The sequence below is a fragment of the Ancylomarina sp. genome (assembly GCF_041555295.1).
GTDB lineage: Bacteria > Bacteroidota > Bacteroidia > Bacteroidales > Marinifilaceae > Ancylomarina.
This window is the reverse complement of the sequence record NZ_JBFFKR010000041.1, coordinates 1-20434: the sequence shown is the minus strand read 5'-3', so window position 1 is coordinate 20434 and position 20434 is coordinate 1. Positions and strand designations below refer to the sequence as shown.

The following is a 20434-nucleotide window of genomic DNA, read 5'->3' as shown; positions in this document are numbered from 1 at the left end:
GGGAGATATCGGGGGATTTGGCTTCTATCCTTGATCAGATCAATATAAAGAGCCTAGTTGTTCGTTTCCTCTGGAAGGATTTCCTCTTCCATCTGGTTTTCGCTTCGTGTTTTGCGAGCTTTTACTTTTATGTTGATGCTTGTTACATACTCCGAGATCACATTATAACTAGCAGCGTATTCTGTAGGTTTGGCCTTACTCATGACCTCCATATAAGGTAATATATCATTATTCAAGATATTACGAACCACATGTTTTTGCGATGAAGCAGCAATGCCTTCTGCCTTAGCAGCCTCGTCTATCTTCGATTCCTGGAAAATAGTACGCAAGCTATCGTTATGCGTTTTCAGAAGAACAACCTGATCCGATACACCATCCAAACTGGCGATAGCGGCTTTATTCTTAGGCTTGTCGAATTCGTTCAAAAGCGACTGGCATAAAAAGATTTGCTGCTCATAGCCTAAACGATACAAATTAAGGTCATGAGCCTCAAGATTTTCCCAAATCACCTCAGCATTCTTAGCCTTATCCTCATCCAGAGAATAAGTGTTAGCGGTAACAAACTGCTTGAAACCAATGAAAACCTGATCGAAAATAGCATCCTGAATCATTAGCTGCTGTGTAAAATCATTCTTACGAACAACACCCACCGCCGCAGTCAGCACACCAGCTTCTGTTTTCAGACTGCTTAAGTTTGTATTTAAATATAAATCTGTACTCCAGTCACTTTTTTGCAACTCTTGGACTGTGTTATCCGCAATGCTACCAATCTCATTGGTATCAGCGTGACTTAATATCTGCAATGTCATACCTTATTGTTTTAGATTTGTTTATTACTTAACAGCATGTTGAAATTATAAAAAATATTCCAAACAATATAAATAATTTGTGTAAAATTTAAAAAGAATCACACCTCACGCAGTCAACCACTTGCAAATACTACTATTTTAGGATAATTAATTTTTCAGCAAATACATAAACAACATAAACTTGGACATGAAATGATATTGAAAAATAAAATCGACCTGAAATTCACCTTATATAATTAGGCGCTAAAGTTTTTTCCCATGGGAAAAACAACAAAAGCGAGCTGCGAGAACCTTTTGCCCGTGGGAAAACATCAAATACGAGCTGCAAGAACCTTTTGCCCACGGGAAAACGACAAATACGAGCTGCGAGGACCTTTTGCCCGTGGGAAAACATCAAATACAGCTTGCGAGAACCTTTTTCCCATGGGAAAACGACAAATACCAGCTGCGAGAACCTTTTGCCCGTGGGAAAACATCAAATACAGCTTGCGAGAACCTTTTGCCCGTGGGAAAACATCAAATACAGCTTGCGAGAACCTTTTGCCCATGGGAAAACGACAAATACGAGCTGCGAGAACCTTTTGCCCGTGGGAAAACGACAAATCCTAAAATTGTGACTACTTGGAGGTCGAGTACCAGACAAATAGATTAATCCCTCCTCTTACGCAAAGTTCTCAATTACAATCGACTCTTAATATAGACTCCCTACAAACAAAATATGTTTAAAATGTGACTCATAGTCCGTTGACGTATAAGTCACATTTGGATGGATTTATTCTCTATAGATTTATAGAGTATTCAAAGAATAAACTACCTTTAAAATCCTATTATTATGGATACTTAAATATTACAATATGATTAAAGATGGTCTATACGAAGCATTAATTAACCAACTATTAAAAAGTAGATTGGATAATTTAGAAAAAGATCAATATCATATAAATGAAGTCAAGATTGATAAGGCCGAAGCATCTAAAATTTTAACTAATTACACTGTCAATATCATCCATCAAGCATTAAGTCAAGTCTCGGGAGATGATTCAATAGAAAGACAAATAGATATTTGTAATAACATCATACGCTTACTTAGGGATCAACTGAATGATGAAGATTTTGAGGATGATTTAATAGATACAGAAGGAAGAATTTTATCGGCAGTTTTCACAAAGTTAGATGCGAGATTCTCAGACATTAAAAAACATTTAAAAGAAATAACCCCACACAGTGGTTTAACTCAAAGTGAACTATTTACTGGCAGCAATGCAGGCATTTCGATGGAAAGCGAAATCAAAAAGGAGATCCTCTCTTCTGATCGAATTCACTTTCTAGTATCATTCATAAAGTGGACAGGTATTCGAATATTTGAAAAGGAATTAACAGAATTCACGAACCGCGGAGGACAATTAAAAGTAATTACCACCTCATACATGGGAGCTACTGATGCAAAAGCTGTTGAATTTTTGGCTTCATTACCTAATACCGAGATCAAAGTTTCTTACAATACCAGTAACGAAAGGTTGCATGCAAAAGCTTATCTATTCTTAAGAGATACAGGCTACCATACAGGATATATAGGCTCTTCGAATATCTCTCGTTCTGCATTAACGAATGGCTTAGAATGGAATATTAAATTAACAACTAAAGAAGTTAGTCATATCATTGAAAAGTTTAGAAAAACGTTCGATACCTATTGGCAAAATAGTGAATTTGAATTTTATGACTCTAATAGAGATCTGATAAAACTAAAGAGGGCTCTTAAGAATGAACGCTTTTCGGGAAGAAAAACTTACACTACATTCTTTGATATAAACCCATATAATTTCCAGAAAGAAATTCTTGAGAAACTTGACGCTGAAAGAGAAGTTCACAATAGGTTTAAGAATTTAGTTGTTGCAGCCACAGGAACTGGCAAAACAATGATCTCAGCATTTGATTTCAAAAAATTCAAACAGCAAAATCCTACAGCTAAATTACTATTTGTAGCTCATCGTAAAGAAATATTAGAACAAGCTCAATCAACTTTTCAAGGCGTATTACGTGATGCAAATTTTGGAGAACTATGGGGGAATGGTCAGGAGCCAGAGAAATACGATTGCATTTTTGCATCTGTTCAAACATTAAAGAATAGGCTAGAAACCTTATCCTTATCTGAATCATTCTATGATTTTATAATTGTTGACGAAGTTCATCATATTAAAGCCTCTAGTTATCGCCCTATATTAGATAAGTTTAAACCAAAAATATTACTTGGTCTTACAGCGACGCCTGAAAGAATGGATGGTGCGGACATTCTATCTGATTTTTGTAATGTAATTGCCGCGGAGATTCGCTTACCTCAGGCATTAAACAAGGGCTTATTATGCCCATTCCAATACTTTGGAGTAACAGACAATATTGATTTATCTACACTCTCGTGGCAGAATGGGAAGTACATCCCAAGTGAGCTTACAAAAGTCTACACAAAGAATGATGATAGAGTTAGACACATACTCAGAAATATTGAGAAGCACATCGCAGAGCCTCATGAAGTAAGAGCTTTATGCTTTTGTGTCACGCAAGATCATGCAAAATATATGGCTGAAAAGTTTACGTTAGCCAATTATAAAGCTGATTATTTAACTAGTATAAATAACGGTGGAAGGGATCAAATAAAAGATCGGTTCCTCAATAAAGAGATCAACTATTTATTTGTTGTTGACATCTTTAACGAAGGCGTTGATATACCAGAAATAGATACGGTATTATTCTTAAGACCAACAGAAAGCTTAACTGTTTTCCTACAACAATTAGGTCGAGGGTTACGACTATCAGATAATAAAGATTGCTTGACTGTACTCGACTTCGTTGGCAATTCTCGCCCTGAGTATGATTTTGAAGGGAAATTCAGAGCTCTTATTGGGAAAACGAATACATCAACTCAAAGTGAAATTGAAAATGAATTCCCTCACCTACCATTAGGTTGTTCAATTATCTTGGAGCAAAAAGCGAAAAACTTTATTCTAGACAATATTAAACGAGCCATAAATCTAAATAGGAATCAATTGATTCAATGTATTAGAGATTTCAAACACAACACCAACTTAGAATTAACAATCAAGAACTTCACAGAATTCTACCATATTCCAATCCATCAAATTTATAAGAAACGAAGTTGGAAAAGACTTTGTGCAAACGCTGGTGTCATTCAAGATTTTGAATCGAAAAATGAACTTGAGATATCTAGAGCAATACAGTTAAAATGGCTTAGTTGCCGCTCTGCTTCATATTTCACATTCATCTTAAATTGTATAAAGAACAAATTCCAGCTGAACTTTGAACAACTTTCAGATACAGAAAAGTGTATGTGCCTGATGTTGCATTACGATGTTTGGCAAGATGCCGGTGGTTTTTCTGATATATCAGAAAGTATTAAAACAATCGGGCGAAATAAAGTTCTGGTAAATGAAATGAAAGAATTGATAGAATTACTTTTGGATAGAATTGATTTTATTGAGCAAGAAATCGACCTAGGTTACCCAATGCCATTACAAATCCATGGCAGATATATCCGTGATCAAATATTATCAGCCTTTGAGTTCTACTCTTTTGAAAAGAAACCGAGTTCGAGAGAAGGTGTTCAGTATTTGAAAGACAAAAACACAGAATTACTTTTTATAACACTCAACAAATCAGAGAAAGATTATTCCCCAACAACCCTTTATAATGATTTCGCATTAAGCGAACGTATTTTCCATTGGCAATCTCAAAATTCTGCTCGTCCTGATAAAGGGAAAGGTGAAAGCTATATCAAACATCGCGAATTAGATAAAAAAATTCTACTATTTGTAAGAGAGGCTAATGAGGATCAATATAAAAACACCATGGGTTTTGTCTTTTTGGGTGAAGGTCAAATTATGGATCACGAAGGTGCAAAACCAATGAATATAAAATGGGAATTGAAAGAACCAATGCCTCCATATATCTGGAAAGAATCTGCTAAAATGGCAATTGGGTAATGTGACTTATAGTCCGTGGACAGAAACCTATTTGTTTTCTATTTTAGCGGTAAAAGATGAATTTAATCACCCAAGTAGAAACAACATATCTTAGATCTTCTAGGACTATCGAAAAACTCGAATTATTTGACAATAATAAAAAAATGATCTGCTACATATACAACTATGAAGGCAATCATTATAGATTTTTCGAAAGCCAAAACTCTCTTGAAGCTTTCTTCAAATATGGCAATGAACCAAAGCTATCATTTGAAAATGAGTTTGATTTAGATACATACTTACTCAAAAAAAAGATAGAGGCATAAGACAAAACACCTCCCAAACCACAGTTTGGGAGGATTTTTTTATGTGAAAATGCTTACTGGTTTTCGACGCTATTAGGTGTTAGCTATTGGACTGTCTGCGTTCGCAAAATTTACAATTTTGTTTGTGTATCATCTGAACACCTTTATCCTCTTTATATATAATGTACTCACAACTGTCGTGCTCTATGGTTTGTATATCGTATTCTGCTTGATACCTTTCTTTTTCTATTTTGTTATCCGATTCGCTTGTGCCACCGCAGGAAAAAAGCAGGATAGATAAGAGCAAATAAAAAACATAGCTTAATTTCTTCATCTCATTAGTGTTTTGTGTAGCTAAACGTCGTTTGTAAAACGTCGCTAATATTCTCGCTAAAGTATTAAATCTAAACTATGATTTATACTGTCAAGTCTGCCAATTTATTTTATACGCACAGTTTGAAAACTTGGCAAAAAGCATTTAAATTGTCTTATATCCTGATTTCGAGCACAAAAATTTCAACATCATGAGTAAAGAACATACATCGATACACGATTTTGACATTAATTTAATCTGCGAATATTTCTCAAACCTGGAACGACAAGGGCCCGGTAGTCCTGAAATAACGCTTAGGGCATTAAGCTTTATCGATAATTTAAGCGAGAAGTCGCGCATTGCCGATATTGGTTGTGGTACGGGCGGTCAGACCAGAGTACTGGCACAGCATTCTCCGGGCACTATTACGGGTATCGACCTGTTTCCCCATTTTATTGAGCTGTTCAACTCAAAATCCAGGGAACTAAACCTTCAGGATAAACTAAAAGGCCTTGTGGGTTCTATGGATAGCCTCACCTTTCAGAATGAAGAATTGGACCTCATCTGGTCTGAAGGAGCCATCTATAATATCGGCTTTGAACGTGGCCTGAATGAATGGCGAACATTTTTGAAAACAGGTGGCTATGTAGCGGTATCAGAAGCATCGTGGTTTACCGAAGATCGCCCTGCTGAGATCGAAGAATTCTGGATGGATGCCTATCCTGAAATAGATACCATTCCCAATAAGCTTGCTCAATTGCAAAAGGCCGGATACATTCCCATTGCCTCTTTTATTCTGCCCGAAAAATGCTGGACAGAACATTTCTATGCGCCTCAGGTGGCTGCACAGGAAGCCTTCCTGAAAAAACATGCTGGCAATGCAACTGCTGAAGGTTTTATTGCTAACCAGAGGCGTGAGATGCAATTATATAACACGTATAAGGCCTACTATGGCTATGCGTTCTATATCGGGAAGAAGATTTAATTTCATCCGTAAGGAGTAATTCCTGTCGATAAACATCGCGTTAAAAATAAAACCTCCCAAACTACGGTTTGAGAGGTTTTATTTGTGTCTGTCCTCCCCTAATCATTCAAAAAAAAGTTTCATCACCAAGTGTGCTTGGGTAAGTGCTCAATAAGAGCCTGTCTGTCAAAATAGTCTTGATTTGCTAATGACAAGAAGGTAACTTCTATATTCTTTCGAATCATGTAAGTGAATAAGCCCTTATTTTCTAATTAAACACACCACACTTATGAAAACAAAGATTGCCTTATTGCTATCCGTATTCTTAATTACGGCTATTTCTTGCGAGAACAACGGCTCCGACAAGCAAACTCCTATCGATGCAGAGCCCATATTCATGGACCTCTCAACTTACTACTCTCAACCCAATCTTAAATCGACCAATGGCGAAGGGGTACCTGAAAACCTCCGCGTTTTAAAAGCCGAATACTTTACGACAGGCGAATCTGGCAAAATTGGGCGCACGGTTTTCTTCATGAATGTTGGCAATATGAAACTTGCTGCCCATTTCGTTCCGCATCTCGATTTCTCCCTTGATGGTACCACTGATGTCTCGTATTATATCGATGAAAACAGACCCAGTTCTGATCTTCCATTAAGCGAAACTAATATGGCTATTCAAAGGGCTATGGCAACCTGGGATGGGGTGACTTGCTCGAACATAGGCATGTATCAACTTCCTTACTCTGGCGAACCAACAGGCTTCGCAGCAGCATTGCTGGGCTTTGGTGGTAGCTTCAATTATTTTGGGGATGTGACACATTGTGGTTGGTTACCTACCAGTTTCTTCGATTTAATTGATATTGATGGAGGCTCCTATATTTTGGGTGTAACCTTCACTATCGTTTTTACTGACAGCGATTACGATAACAATAAGAAATCGGATGTCGCCTGGCGCGAAATCTATTATAACGATGGCTTCAGTTGGAGAATTGACGATCATTACGATGTTGAAACCATTGCACTACACGAGTCGGGCCATGGCTTAAGTCAGGAGCATTTTGGTAAAGCCTTTTTAGATGCAGGAACGGGTAAATTACATTTCAGTCCTCGCTCAGTTATGAACTCTGCCTACTCGGGTATACAAACCAGTATTGAAAACACCGATAAGGCTGGTCATTGCAGCATTTGGGGAAATTGGCCAAACTAAATCATATGATTCAATCGCGATGACAGGTCATCCACTGACAGATGCCTCATCAAAAAAAAATCCTCCCTAACTGGTGTTGGGGAGTATTTATTATGTCTGATTCTCTTCTGAAAAAATGAGTCCTCAAAATTTAATCAACATATCTGCTCGGGTAGATTTCTAATTGGGGGCTGTCTATCAAAAAAATCTTGACTTACTAAAAACATAACAGTAACTTTTTACTTTAAAGAAACAATTAAACGACTTATACAACTATAGTAATGGTCTGGCTTAATAGTTGGGGAAGTATTAAATCGGATCTTAATAGTTTAGAATAACTCCTCCTTAGCGAAAGCTTGGGAGGAAATTTCTGGCCCTACCAAATCCAAAGTAATAAGAACGGCGCTTTCAATTCTTACCCATGCAAATTTATGGTAAGAGTAAACTCATCTACCGAAGTAGATTATTCATATCGAATACGATATCTAAAGACGAAACTGTAAATCAACTTTTAAACAAATTGCAATCATGAAAAAACTAAGTTATTTTAATCTACGCTTTGCTCTAACTGCAATTCTACTGCTCGTATTTGTAGCCTGTGATAAAACGGACACAGAGCCACTTTTTGAGGAAGAAGCAATCACTCAAATACGTTCTGTTAAAACCGGGCAGACTGATCCTTGTGAAATGGAGCAATCCTTTTTGGAACTGTATACTAAAGACAATGTTGATGTTGGGCATGTAAGCATTATGAACGATGGAGACTATGTGTATGTGACTTATTTTGTTGATGAAGGATGGTTCCTTAAAGAAACCTGTCTTTATATTGGAACGAAAGAAGGTATTCCTTTGAAAGAAGGAGGAGAACCCGACACGGGCGAATTTCCTTACAAAGATAAATTTGAGATTCCAACGACAAGCTTCGAATATATGATTCCAATCGAAGAGGGTGATGACTGTTATGTGGTTCTTGCTTGTGCCAAAGTAAACAATTGCGAAGAAAATAGAGATTGTGCCTGTGATGGTAAAGCGACTCAACTAACATTGAGATATGATGGTGACAGTGGTGCTCAAATTACAGTTGAGCAGAAAAAAGATAATGTCGTGGTATTCGACGAATTTGTTGATGCTGGCGAAGAATTTTCTTTTGTTGGTACAGATAAGAAAGGCACACTTGGTACTGAGATTACGATAAAAGTTGATGGTTTGGTGAACGCCAAAATTCACACCTCTTGTTCTCAGCCTCTATACATAGGCCTTGTGAAAGGTGATTTCACCATTGTTGACGGCTATAGCAGAAATGGTGGTCAATTATGCGAAAAAGATCCTCCTACCGATGATAATGGTTGTGGTGATTGTGAAGGTAAAATCACAAATTTAACCATGACCTACGATGGTGATACCGATGCTTTAATTACTGTTAAGCAAAAGAAAGATAATGTGATTGTGTTTAACGAAACCGTTGAAGCTGGTGCAGAATTTTCGTTTGTAGGTACAGATAAGAAAGGCACACTAGGCACTGAAATTTATTTAAGTATTGATGGAGCACTGAACACAGCCATTCATACCTCTTGCTCACAACCAATTTATATTGGCATGACAAGTGGTGATTTTACTATTGTTGATGGCTACAGTAGAAATGGGGGCCAGCTATGTAAAACTTATACCGAAGAGTCAAGAACTAAGAACGGACATCGTGATGATGACAAAGATGAAGAAGAATGTAAAGACAAGATAGTTTGGGCTGATGGTGGCATAATGTTTAAAGACTATTTCGATACAGAAAAGTGGGGCTATGTAGGAGAATACTGTCTTGAGGACTGTGTTTTAGTTATTGCCTTTAAATCTTATATGACAGAAGATTGGGCTGTGACTTCTGGCGGACCAGGTAATATTGGTTTTATAGCTTATTATCACTTTGTTCCTGATTATACTGGCAATAAAATATATTACAACTCGGATTATCTAAATTCAACTACCGATACCCCAGTTGGAAATATTATGGTATCAGATGTAGATAATGACGGCCTTTGGGAAGTTACGATAGATAATAGTGATTTAACGGGATTACAATTCGAAGGTGGTGCTTATCTTTTTGTGGGAACACTTGAAGATTACAATGTAAATTTCTTATTGTATCCATATCAAATACAAAATAATACACCAGTGAACACAATGACATTCCAACTAAATTTCTAGTTTGTCTTTAAGAATGTTCAAATTAGAAGGGTGTCTTAAAAAATCAAATAAGACACCCTTCTTATATCAATCTTGCATAGAGGAACACATAGTGATCATTAGAATGCCATTGAATATTTCTCGAAACTTAAAGATTTTAAAAATCGTTGAGATCAAAAAACAAAATCCTCCCTACTGGTGTTGGGGAGGATTTTTTGTAGCCTGACGGTACTAATTGGCGTTGCAAAACAATCAATTCATATTGAACTTTTCCTTTAGTACCTCTTGTTTGGCTTTCACCTTCCCAATTATAGACTTAATGCCTACCAATACCCGTTGTGTCCTGCTTGGCTTTGGCTCGGCAATAAACCCGTTAAGAATGCTAATAAATTCGGGCGATTGAAGGTAGCCATAGGATTTATGGGGGTTTCTCACCCCATTCATCTCGTAGGTGTTGTTTACCAAAATATCAATGGGATGAATCCCCGTTTCGTTACTTAAAAAATCATCGGCCAGCTTGTGGTGAACGGCAACATGATCTGTAATGTCAGCCAGGTTATACCAATGGCTACTGATACACGGAGGACTGGACAAAACCGGCTTTCCATTTAATCGGATCTTCTGCTCGGCAGCAATTTTGCCTATCACTATAGGCAATCCCAGTGGGGAACCCATTGTAACCAGACTGTGAATAGGGATTTCGGGCGTCAGGAAATTTAAAACATCGTAGCTAACGATGGTGCCCATGGAATGAGCCAGTATCATGATCTCACGATTCTTGTATTTGTTGATTACCTGAACCAGCCTCTCCCTAATCTGATCACGAATATGGTTAGGCATCTCGATCTCGTGCTGTATGTCGTTTTTATAATAGGCCTCCAAATCGGGGAAATGCCTTTTCAGAATGTTATCGGTAATAAAACCGTAATTGAGTGTTTTATCATCGTTAAGAAAAATATCGCTCAGCTTCTCGCTGATAAAACCGTTAACTTTCTGGCGGATGGTGTGCTCTTCAATCACCCCGTGTTGCGGAGCTCTCTGAAAAGGTTCATGCAGATAGTAGGGACTGTCTTCATCATCAGACCACCTGTCCAGAGGTTTATCGTGGAGGATATCGGCCCAATAAACCATTTCGAATTCTGGCAGGCTCTTGTGGCATTTTGCTTGAATCATTCCCTCACTCATAGAGTCTTTCCACCATTGTTCGAGAACAAATTTAGGGGCTTTATTACCCAAACCATGAATACCAATGATAACCTGCTGCATGTTTCTTATTTATTTTTTTTATTGTGGTGCAAAGCTATGATAAATTGGCTATTTGTCTCGATGGAGAGGTGGGAATTTAAACATGTTTGCCATTCCATCATCTGAAGATGGCGGAATGGATAAGAATCAAATTTGAATTGGAAAATAAAAAATATAAATAGCCTGGTAGCAACGGAGGCTCTCTCTTTTTTTAATTAAGAATTTTTGTCACCATCCTTTAAGTCTCTTTTATAAACAATTGTTCTGTAAGGGAATGGGATTTCAATACCTTCTCGGTCAAACCTCTCCTTCACCGATTTCAAAAGATCACATTTTAGAATAAAAGCATTATCGTTACCTGCAGTCCAAACATATGCTTTTAAGTCTACAGAATAATCTGAGAGAGCAATAACACGAATAATGACAAGAGGGTCATTATTTGCAAAATCCTCTTTAGTTCGGTTTTCAACCAATAGAGGATGCTTTTCTGCTTCATCGCGTATGATATCCATAGCTTTGTCGATATTGGAATCGTAACTAATTGAGAACTCGATATGTTTTCTAATTTTTTCATCCTGAATATTGCTATTAATGATGGTTTCCTCACTAATAATACTATTCGGAATTATGATTCTTCTATTCTCGTAATCTTTGATTAGGGTATGCCTTAAAGTAATCTCCTCAACCACTCCTTTTTGTCCATCTTTAAACTCTATAATATCGGACATTTTGAAGGGTTTAAAAATTAAAATGAACACCCCGCTAATTATATTTGAAAAGGCTTTTTGTGATGCAAAACCAATAACAACAGTCAGAATACCTGCACCAGCAAAAAGTGCCGTTCCAAGAGATTTTAAATAAGGTATTTTGAAGAAGATAAAAATGATAGCCGCCGTATAAATAATAAAGCCTACTGAATTTTTAATGAATGAAAAATTAGTTGGATCAGTTCTCAACTTCTTAGCATACCTGCTTATAAATACACTTAGAATCTTCCTTAGAATCATTGATAAGACAATAGCAACAACTAATGTAATTGCCACTAATAAGATATAATGTAACGTTTCTTTATTCATTGTTTTAATTGTATAAAAATAACCTATATAAATGCTTTAAGTAAAGCTATCAATTTTCAATTAAGATTCATATAACGACTAAATATTATAGTGGACTTAGGGCTTGGTAACAAAAAAATCCTCCCCAACTGATGTTTGGGAGGATTCATCTCTGTAGCCCCAACATAACCCCAATAAAAATGCATTAAACAGCGTATATCAGCGACTGATGGACGTGAAAATATTTTAATGGCCCCTTATTTGTCCTCACTTAAAAATTTTCATTGATTACTGAAGCCAACTGGTTAGTATAAAATCTTTGGCACTATATTACTTCTACTTTTCAAAACCGTTACAATTCTTATTCAAGTTTTACGCCAATGATTTTTCATGCATTATTAGGACAGGTTATTTACACATAATAGCTTGCCTGTTTTTTAAAGCTCTAAAATCCTCTTAGCTGGATTGTTATATGATACTTGCTGTTTAAGCCATTTTAATGCAGCTTCCTCTGTAGAAAATGCATTCCTTAATATCTTTTCAGAAGAAGTATCTACATTAAACAGAATAGAATAAGCGGTTATCTTTGGTTTGTCTACAAGAAAAGCTGTCCTAATTGTCTTGTATGAAGAAGTCACTTTTTCAGCTAATTTTGAAATAAAAGATATATCAACAAGTTCAAGGTTCATATCAACCTCCGTTAAATCATATAGTAAGTAAATATTTTTTGGCAAATTATCAAGTCTCGCAAATTCGAACAGATAATTCTTTATATCTTCCACAGTAACAGTGTCAGAAAAATCAACATAAAATATTCCAGAATCTCTCAAAGAAAAGCTAATCATATAAATTTTAGATAAAGGGTCATATTTCAATTACATTATTGTTTCTATGTCTGAACCAGTTAATAAGATCAGATTGATGTTATTTCTTTTTATATCTTTCACAGAGGCAAAATATGAACCGAAATTAAGGCATATACATTAACAATAATCTTAAACATCCTTATTCTGAAATACACAAGCTTAAAGTAAAGCCATCAATTTTCAGTTAAGACTCATAAAATGACAAAAGCCTAAAAATAATTGAATAGTCATACCCTGACAATTTACCAATAGTCAGAGCATAACAGAATTGAAGTTTAACAAATATCAGATAAGAAAAATACGCCTTGTTGTTCTATGGCTTAGATTTAAACTGTTTTAGTTACTTTCTCAATTTTCATACTGAATCTTAGTTCAACCTAATACATGTGTACAAGAAGAGGCCTGTTTTCAATGTTGAAAACAGGCCTAAAATAAGGTTACAGTAGAACTTTAGTTTGTAAGTAATTGAGCATCCTGAGTAGTTGCATTCGCTGCAACAACATTAACATCCTCGATAGTTGTAGTTTGATAACCTTCTTTTGAATATTCAACTTTGTATGTACCAGCATCAACTCCTAAAATGGTATATTCTCCATTCACATCAGCAAAAGAAGTCGTATAAACTGTATCGGCAGCCATAATTGACACCTGTGCGCCATCAATAGCCAAGTCCTCTGCATCAAAAACAGTACCTGTTAATCGTCCTGCTGTAGACAAGTTTGAAGCTTTTATTACTGGCTTAAAAATAAATCCTTTAATACCTGCTAGTGAATTAGAATTTCCCTGCACTACAAATGATTTACTTACATCAAAATCAAGAAGTAAGTCAGATGTCAGACCTCCTGCTATTTCAATAGATGGCTTAATAAATATCTTAATACCTGTCTGCGCTCCACTAGGAACCTTCATAGCATGTTTTGTACCATCAGATAATAATACGCTTGCTTCTGAAACATATAGTCTAACAAGATCATAAGAACCAGCTTCAATTTCTAAATCGACTAAACCAGCAGTTACACCATTAGTAAGCTCTAATAAGTTAAAAGACATTTCTTCTTCACTTAAAGTGATAAAAGTGTTGCCTTCTTCTTCTCCCTCACTTACTTTACGTACTTCTATCTTAGTTATAGTCACATTAGCCTCAGCTACTAAATCTGTAGGAAAGGGAGCGTCGGTTAATTGAATTTTTAATTTTCCTGATGTTGATTCATTATTATATTCCTCCTGACAAGCTGCAAATAATATACCTACAACCATCACGGCCAAAACCATTATAGTTTTAAAGTTCATTTTTTTCATAACAATTAGATTTAATATTTATTTTCTTAAAATACTTTAGTAAAAGTCCATGTATCCGCACTATTTCTTTCGTCTGAACTTTCAATAATAAAACAGATAGATATAGAAAACTCCTACCTGAACTTTTGTTTTTTTTTCTTACCATTGTAGTTGAACGGCTGACATCAGATCATAAGCAACTTATAATGAGCGAAATCAAAAACAATAATATATGTAAAGAAAAAGTCTTTAATGGCATATTTAAGTCCTATTCAAAAAATTTACATGACTTTTTGTACTATAAATACGGAGCAAATAATAATCCACAGGATGTTGTTCAGGTGGCTTTTGAAAAGCTCTGGAAAAACTGTAAAAATGTTCTCCCTGAAAAGGCAAAGTCGTTTTTATACACGGTGGCCAATAACGAAATGCTTAATTCCATTTCACGAAAAAAAACAGTACTGAATTATAGCTTGCAAAAACCCAAAGATTACACTGTTGAATCTCCTGAGTTTTTATTAGAAGAAAAAGAATATCACGACCGCTTGCAAAAAGCACTCGAAGAATTATCGGAAGAACAAAGAGTGACATTTTTGCTGAACCGAATTGAAGGGAAAAAACATCAGGAAATAGCCGATATGCTTGGTATTTCTCGGAAAGCAGTTGAAAAACGTATTTACACAGCTTTGAAAATTCTACGGGAAAAAATTGAATTCATTAAAATTTAAAGAGAATTACGGTAGGAACTTTTTGTATTCATCTGTTATATAATTAGAACGGCAAGAAAATGACGAACGAAGATAAAATAAAAAAATGGCTAGTAGGGGAACTTCCAGATTCTGAAAGACGAGAATTTGAAAGTACTGAGGAATTTGCTAAAATACATAGACTTCTGAAGGCAGTAGACAATTTTAAAGCCCCGGAATATGATGTTGATAACGAATACAGCAGACTACCTGAAAATTTAATCCAACATAAAAGATCTATATCTCTATACGAGAGAATAAGTCCTTTAGTGAGGATTGCTGCAATTTTCATTATCGCCCTGTCGATGAGTTACTTCTTCTATGATCATTTTAATGCAACTTCAAATAGCCAGGGATGGATTGCTAAACAAACAGAAGTCTATTTACCCGATTCGTCCTTTGTTTCTTTAAATACGGGTTCACAAATTAAGTTTTCAAAAAATAACTGGAATAAAGAACGAAATGTTGAGTTAAATGGAGAAGCTTTCTTCAGAGTTAAAAAAGGTTCGCAATTCAATGTAAAAACACAGCAGGGTACAGTTACTGTTTTAGGTACTGAATTTGGTGTGAAAGATTGGGATAAATACTACGAGGTGACCTGTTACTCTGGTTTGGTTAAAGTTATTACAGAACAGAATTCACTTGTCTTAAAACCGAATGCCGCGTATAGGCTTGTTAATGGCGAAGAAGAAAACTACACCATTTCCAGTAAATCAGAACCAGACTGGTTAAATGGAGAGAGTAGCTTTAAGAGTGTGCCACTTCGATTTGTGATTAATGAACTCGAAAGACAATATAAAGTAAGGGTAGAAACCAAAAATATTGACTTAAATCAATTGTTTACGGGTGGTTTTTCTCATGTGAATCTTGAAATTGCTTTAGAATCTATAACTATTCCTGTTAATTTAAATTACACGATTAACGGAAACAAAATTGTAATAACTTTTGAAGACAAATAGATTCCTGATTGTTATATGGTTTTTTCTTACCATTCTTAGTGATATATCTTTTGCTCAGAATACAGAATCCAAACCTCTTGTTGATTTACTTCCAGTTCTTGAGAAGCAATTTGATATTGTATTTACATTTGCTGATGAGAATATAAAAGGAGAATTTGTTATAGCCCCAAACAAGGATTTAAGCCTCGACGAGTACCTTAGTGAACTGGAAAGACAGACCAACTTGAGTTTTAAAAAATTGAACTCACGCTATATTGCGATTCGAAGAAATATACACGACACATGGGTTTCAGGCCATATCGTTGATCAATCTACAAAAGAACATTTAGTTGGTGCCCTTATCTACTCAGAAAGCAAGTATGTATTAAGCAATGAAAACGGATGGTTCTCAATAAAAGTAAATCAGGAAAGAGATTCTATCCTAATTGTAAGGTATATAGGCTATAAATCTTTACACCTAAAAAAACACGTTTGGAGTAAGGACTCATCAATATATGAACTTACACCTGATGTACAAGATCTTAAAGAAGTAGTGGTAAATTATATTGCTAAAGGCATTGATAAATTACCAGATGGTTCGATTCAAATGAATACTCAAAATCTTCAGGTGTTACCAGGACTATCAGAACCTGATGTTTTACAAGCTGCACAAATTTTGCCCGGCATACAAAGCATAAACGAGACCGTTTCAGATATCAATATCAGGGGCGGAACGAATGACCAAAATTTAGTTTTATGGGATGGGGTGAAAATGTATCAAACAGGTCATTTTTTTGGCTTAGTCTCGGCTTTTAACTCCCATTTGATTCATAAAACAAAAATTGTAAAAAATGGAACAAGCGCAGCCTTTGATGAAGGTGTTTCAGGGGTAATTGATATGCAACAGCAAGATTACCTGGCACACGATTTCAAGGTCAGCACCGGATTGAATATGCTGAGTGCCGATATAATTATTAAAACTCCTTTAACTAAAAAACTATCCTTAATATTAGGGGCCAGGCATTCGATAAACAAGCTTGTGGAAAGCCCCACGTATAAAAGTTATTACAAAAGGGTCTTTGAAAATAATGAGGTATTGCTGAATCAACAGAAAAATAATACAACAGTTGACAATTACCACGATTTCTCATTTTATGATCTGAGTTGTAAGCTTTTATATGATATTTCTGAAAATGATAAAATACGGTTCAGCATTTTAAATGTAAACAACAAAATTGAATATGAAGAAAGTGCCCTGATCCGGGATACTTTGCACAGTAAGAAAAGTCATCTCACTCAATCGAGCCTATTATCTAACTTTAATTACACTCGTTCCTGGACTGAAAACCACACAACACAACTGTCAGCATTTGTTTCCAACTATTATTTGGATGGCACTAACGTTTCATTAGCAGATAACGAACATCACCTCCAAAGAAATGAGGTGATCGATTGGGGGATAAAGCTGAATACAAAAAATAAAATAAACCAAGCAATTACCTTATCAAGTGGGTATCAGTTTAAGGAAGTCGGAATTCGAAATCAAGACAATATTCGTAAACCAGGTTACAAAAGAGATGCAAAAGATGTATTAAGGATACACTCGTTATATACTGAAGTTGAATCGAAAGAACTGTTTCGAAAACTATATATACGTGCCGGGCTGCGAACCAACTATTTTTCTAAGTTCAATGAGTTTTCATTTGAACCGCGAGCTGCATTAAACTTCAAGTTGAGTGAACATATCTCACTTGAGGCCCTTGCCGAAAAGAAAAGTCAACACACAACACAGCTAATTGATTATCAGACAGATTTTCTTGGAATTGAAAAACGAAGATGGGTATTGTCAAATAATCAAAGCATTCCTTTGTTAAAAAGTCAACAATTTTCAATAGGGATGCAGTACAATCGCAAAAGCTTGCTTGTCTCTCTCGAAGTTTATAAGAAAAAAGTAAGTGGAATAATAACTCCAAGTCAGGGTTTTCAAAACCAATATCAAGATTTATATAGCATTGGCAAGTATAATACTCAAGGGATTGAACTGTTGATTAATAAACGTTTCAAACAATCAAATATTTGGATTAATTATGCCCTTGCCCAAAACGATTACTATTTTCAAGAGTTTACCCCCTCTACCTTCCCCAATAAGCTTGATATAAAACATGCTATATCCTTGGGAGGAAGTTATCACACAAAACGCATTGAGGTGTCGGGTGGGTTCAATTACAGGACTGGCAAACCTTATACAAAGCCTGCTCTGGAAACCCTCAATGAGAATGATGAAATTGTATACGAAGTAGCCAATCATTCACGTCTCGAAGATTATATCAGATTGGATATTTCTGCCAAATACAAGTTCAATTTTAAGAATGTAAAAGGGGAATTGGGTGTTTCGGTTTGGAATATTATAAACCGAAAAAATGTTATCAATATTTTCTATAGACAGAATGATAATAAGGAAATAGAACAAGTAACTCAAAATGCTTTGGAATTTACACCCAACATGAGCCTGAGATTAAAATTTTAAATCATCAAGCCATTGATTATCAGGATTTATTTCAGGGTGTTGATTTAATTAGTACTGACCAATACATTTAGTTTTAAAATGACATGAGCTTGAAGATATGTTGCAATCTAAAAACAGTAAATCCTCGTAAGTATATACTCACGAGGATCATATGTAGCCCCAACAGGACTCGAACCTGTATCTAGTGTTTAGGAAACACTTGTTCTATCCCTTGAACTATGGGGCCATTGCCCGACAAAAGTATCTAAATCTAGTTAATTAACAAAACAAAAACAGCAGAGAGAAGAAGATAAGATGACTGAATGCATCTGGAGGAATAAGTAGGATTATAGTTAATATTCATAATGAAATTGTATTATATTAACCATATTTTGTAAATTTGATATAGATTAATGAAACGTCCAAAATATAGAGAAACAAAATCCAAAACTCAAACTACAAACAACCTGCTAATCCTCAACAAGATGAAGAAACTCATTATCATACTATTTGTTGCTTGCAGCCTATCGATCCAAGCACAAAACACAAAAACAACAGTACTAAAACAATTTATTTCTGACATTTTTACTTTTGATGATAGCAAGCTTAATCAGCAGCAACCTATTATTAGTATTAATGAAATTGCACAGACTAAAGCAAGCAAAACTTTTGAGATTAATCGCGAAAGTATTAGCAAAGCATTAATTGAGGCCACGAATTATAAGCACTGCTTAATTATTGTCGACGGTCATACTCTGATCAGAGTGGTCAACTTTAAGGATAGTAGTCCGAGTGGGGCTTGGCATACGGCCATGCCGCTGAGCAAGGCTTATATCCAGAAGGCTGGTGTTCTCCATGAAAAAAAGGATTATTTGAAGAATTTAATTGGAAGACCAGATTCCCAAGTACGGACTATGTATTTATTCAACTAATATAGGACGCCTCGATTCATCAATCGAGGAATTTTTATACCCTTTATTTTTAAAATTTAAGTTTCTTTATTCTTCCTTTTTCCTCGAACATCCAGAGCTCATGAGCAGTCTTTAAATTGAATTGCTTTCTACTCCCAGTAAACTATTAGTACATTGCTTAATCATAAAGCGCTTACGACGCTTAGGTATAAAATTGTATAGAGATAACTTTCGCCTGGTTAATAAATCAAATTCATGAAGAAGATTTCATAATCAATTAGATTTAATCCTCGTAATAATCTAAATTTGCTCACGGCTTCTCTACTTCTTGGTTTCTTTATTTGTTTTTTTCATAGTCTAGTTTAACCAAGAATTGATAAGTTTTTTTTGCCTCAACTATTTACCCGTTATAATCCTTAATAATTCAGACTATTACGATTCATAACTTTTCACTTTAAGGTTTAAACACAATATAATTCTCCCAGAGATGAAGAAATTCATAATCATACTGACTATGGCTTGTTCCCTATCGAGCCAAGCTCAAAATACCAAAATAACAGTGCTCAAACAATTCCTGTCTGATCTTATCAATTTCGATGATAAAGCATTTAACGAAGAGCAACCGATCATTAGCATTAGCCAAATGGCTCATAACAATGCTGCAGAAATCATTAAGATTAACCGTGAAAATATAAAACTAGCCTTAATCGAAGCTAAAAGCTTTAAACATTGTCTTATCATCAGTGAATACCACACCTTGATTCGCGTAGTAGACAATGAAGATTGCAGCCCCAGCTACTCATGGGGGACTTGCATGCCTTTAAGCAGGGCTTATATTCAAAAAAATGGGGTGCTTGACGAAAAGAAAGATTACTTGAAAAACGTCATCGGTCGTCCTGATTCTCAAAAGAGGACAATGTATTTATTCAACTAAAAAAAAGAGCTTTGATCGATGGATCAAAGCTCTTTTTCTGTTTTGTAATTTTAGGCCAAGCTATTTGGAAGCATTGTTCTTAATCAGAAAACGATCGTAAAGGAATAAAGCCACAACAGCGATTAAACCAATCGAGAAGATAACATACCAAATCTGTGAAGGGTTATATTTTTCCCAAAGATGATGCGTCAGTTCAATGCTGTTCATATTCATTTTTTCTGCC

The 20434-nt window shown here is 35.5% G+C and carries 15 protein-coding genes and 1 tRNA gene; 9 read left to right on the top strand and 7 right to left on the bottom strand.

Annotated features, from left to right (window positions below):
- Positions 1–53: 53 nt before the first annotated feature.
- Positions 54–809 carry a DUF6261 family protein gene (locus tag ABY905_RS05410; protein ID WP_372641337.1) on the bottom strand — a complete coding sequence of 252 codons (756 nt, stop codon included), beginning with the start codon at positions 807–809 and terminating at the stop codon, positions 54–56.
- 854 nt (positions 810–1663) lie between these two features.
- Between ABY905_RS05410 and ABY905_RS05405 the strand changes: the two genes are divergently transcribed.
- Positions 1664–4804, top strand: coding sequence for a DUF3427 domain-containing protein (locus ABY905_RS05405; protein ID WP_372641334.1), 3141 nt, complete (start codon positions 1664–1666; stop codon positions 4802–4804).
- 384 nt (positions 4805–5188) lie between these two features.
- On the opposite strand, the gene ABY905_RS05400 is transcribed toward ABY905_RS05405, so the two are convergent.
- Positions 5189–5422, bottom strand: a complete 234-nt coding sequence (locus tag ABY905_RS05400; protein WP_372641332.1) for a hypothetical protein — start codon at positions 5420–5422, stop codon at positions 5189–5191.
- Positions 5423–5612: 190 nt separating this feature from the next.
- On the opposite strand from ABY905_RS05400, the gene ABY905_RS05395 reads away from it, so the two are divergent.
- The 3 genes from ABY905_RS05395 (at position 5613) to ABY905_RS05385 (ending at position 9753) form a co-directional block, all read left to right on the top strand.
- Positions 5613–6386, top strand: a complete 774-nt coding sequence (locus ABY905_RS05395; protein ID WP_372641330.1) for a class I SAM-dependent methyltransferase — start codon at positions 5613–5615, stop codon at positions 6384–6386.
- Positions 6387–6654: 268 nt separating this feature from the next.
- Positions 6655–7575, top strand: coding sequence for a hypothetical protein (locus ABY905_RS05390; protein ID WP_372641328.1), 921 nt, complete (start codon positions 6655–6657; stop codon positions 7573–7575).
- Positions 7576–8082: 507 nt separating this feature from the next.
- Positions 8083–9753 (top strand): hypothetical protein, encoded by a 1671-nt coding sequence (locus ABY905_RS05385; RefSeq protein WP_372641326.1) that lies wholly within the window; start codon positions 8083–8085, stop codon positions 9751–9753.
- A 231-nt stretch (positions 9754–9984) separates the two neighbouring features.
- On the opposite strand, the gene ABY905_RS05380 is transcribed toward ABY905_RS05385, so the two are convergent.
- The 4 genes from ABY905_RS05380 to ABY905_RS05365 form a co-directional block, all read right to left on the bottom strand.
- Positions 9985–10998, bottom strand: coding sequence for a hypothetical protein (locus ABY905_RS05380; protein ID WP_372641324.1), 1014 nt, complete (start codon positions 10996–10998; stop codon positions 9985–9987).
- Between the two features lie 194 nt (positions 10999–11192).
- Positions 11193–12053 (bottom strand): mechanosensitive ion channel family protein, encoded by an 861-nt coding sequence (locus ABY905_RS05375; protein WP_372641322.1) that lies wholly within the window; start codon positions 12051–12053, stop codon positions 11193–11195.
- 416 nt (positions 12054–12469) lie between these two features.
- Complete coding sequence (locus ABY905_RS05370; RefSeq protein ID WP_372641320.1) at positions 12470–12862, bottom strand: STAS/SEC14 domain-containing protein; 393 nt, start codon at positions 12860–12862, stop codon at positions 12470–12472.
- 486 nt (positions 12863–13348) lie between these two features.
- Positions 13349–14197, bottom strand: coding sequence for a DUF4382 domain-containing protein (locus ABY905_RS05365; RefSeq protein WP_372641318.1), 849 nt, complete (start codon positions 14195–14197; stop codon positions 13349–13351).
- A 185-nt stretch (positions 14198–14382) separates the two neighbouring features.
- On the opposite strand from ABY905_RS05365, the gene ABY905_RS05360 reads away from it, so the two are divergent.
- From ABY905_RS05360 to ABY905_RS05350, 3 genes are read left to right on the top strand one after another with little or no spacing between them, the layout of a single operon-like run.
- A complete protein-coding gene (locus ABY905_RS05360) occupies positions 14383–14904 on the top strand; it encodes an RNA polymerase sigma factor (RefSeq protein WP_372641316.1) in 522 nt (173 codons plus the stop codon).
- Positions 14905–14963: 59 nt separating this feature from the next.
- A complete protein-coding gene (locus ABY905_RS05355; RefSeq protein WP_372641314.1) occupies positions 14964–15881 on the top strand; it encodes a FecR family protein in 918 nt (305 codons plus the stop codon).
- Positions 15868–18387: a TonB-dependent receptor domain-containing protein gene (locus ABY905_RS05350; RefSeq protein WP_372641312.1), complete on the top strand. Its 2520-nt coding sequence runs from the start codon at positions 15868–15870 to the stop codon at positions 18385–18387. The genes ABY905_RS05355 and ABY905_RS05350 overlap by 14 nt, the downstream gene beginning before the upstream one ends.
- A gap of 154 nt (positions 18388–18541) precedes the next feature.
- Here ABY905_RS05350 and ABY905_RS05345 read toward each other — a convergent pair.
- Positions 18542–18613 (bottom strand) — tRNA-Arg (locus tag ABY905_RS05345).
- Positions 18614–18851: 238 nt separating this feature from the next.
- Between ABY905_RS05345 and ABY905_RS05340 the strand changes: the two genes are divergently transcribed.
- On the top strand, positions 18852–19298 hold the full coding sequence (locus ABY905_RS05340) for a hypothetical protein (protein WP_372641310.1): 447 nt from the start codon (positions 18852–18854) through the stop codon (positions 19296–19298).
- 466 nt (positions 19299–19764) lie between these two features.
- A complete protein-coding gene (locus ABY905_RS05335) occupies positions 19765–20211 on the top strand; it encodes a hypothetical protein (RefSeq protein WP_372641308.1) in 447 nt (148 codons plus the stop codon).
- Positions 20212–20434: the final 223 nt, after the last annotated feature.

Coding starts and splice junctions, on each gene's coding strand:
- ABY905_RS05410 (WP_372641337.1), bottom strand. CDS start 809: ATGACATTGCAGATATTAAGTCACGCTGATACCAATGAGATTGGTAGC.
- ABY905_RS05405 (WP_372641334.1), top strand. CDS start 1,664: ATGATTAAAGATGGTCTATACGAAGCATTAATTAACCAACTATTAAAA.
- ABY905_RS05400 (WP_372641332.1), bottom strand. CDS start 5,422: ATGAAGAAATTAAGCTATGTTTTTTATTTGCTCTTATCTATCCTGCTT.
- ABY905_RS05395 (WP_372641330.1), top strand. CDS start 5,613: ATGAGTAAAGAACATACATCGATACACGATTTTGACATTAATTTAATC.
- ABY905_RS05390 (WP_372641328.1), top strand. CDS start 6,655: ATGAAAACAAAGATTGCCTTATTGCTATCCGTATTCTTAATTACGGCT.
- ABY905_RS05385 (WP_372641326.1), top strand. CDS start 8,083: ATGAAAAAACTAAGTTATTTTAATCTACGCTTTGCTCTAACTGCAATT.
- ABY905_RS05380 (WP_372641324.1), bottom strand. CDS start 10,998: ATGCAGCAGGTTATCATTGGTATTCATGGTTTGGGTAATAAAGCCCCT.
- ABY905_RS05375 (WP_372641322.1), bottom strand. CDS start 12,053: ATGAATAAAGAAACGTTACATTATATCTTATTAGTGGCAATTACATTA.
- ABY905_RS05365 (WP_372641318.1), bottom strand. CDS start 14,197: ATGAAAAAAATGAACTTTAAAACTATAATGGTTTTGGCCGTGATGGTT.
- ABY905_RS05360 (WP_372641316.1), top strand. CDS start 14,383: ATGAGCGAAATCAAAAACAATAATATATGTAAAGAAAAAGTCTTTAAT.
- ABY905_RS05355 (WP_372641314.1), top strand. CDS start 14,964: ATGACGAACGAAGATAAAATAAAAAAATGGCTAGTAGGGGAACTTCCA.
- ABY905_RS05340 (WP_372641310.1), top strand. CDS start 18,852: ATGAAGAAACTCATTATCATACTATTTGTTGCTTGCAGCCTATCGATC.
- ABY905_RS05335 (WP_372641308.1), top strand. CDS start 19,765: ATGAAGAAATTCATAATCATACTGACTATGGCTTGTTCCCTATCGAGC.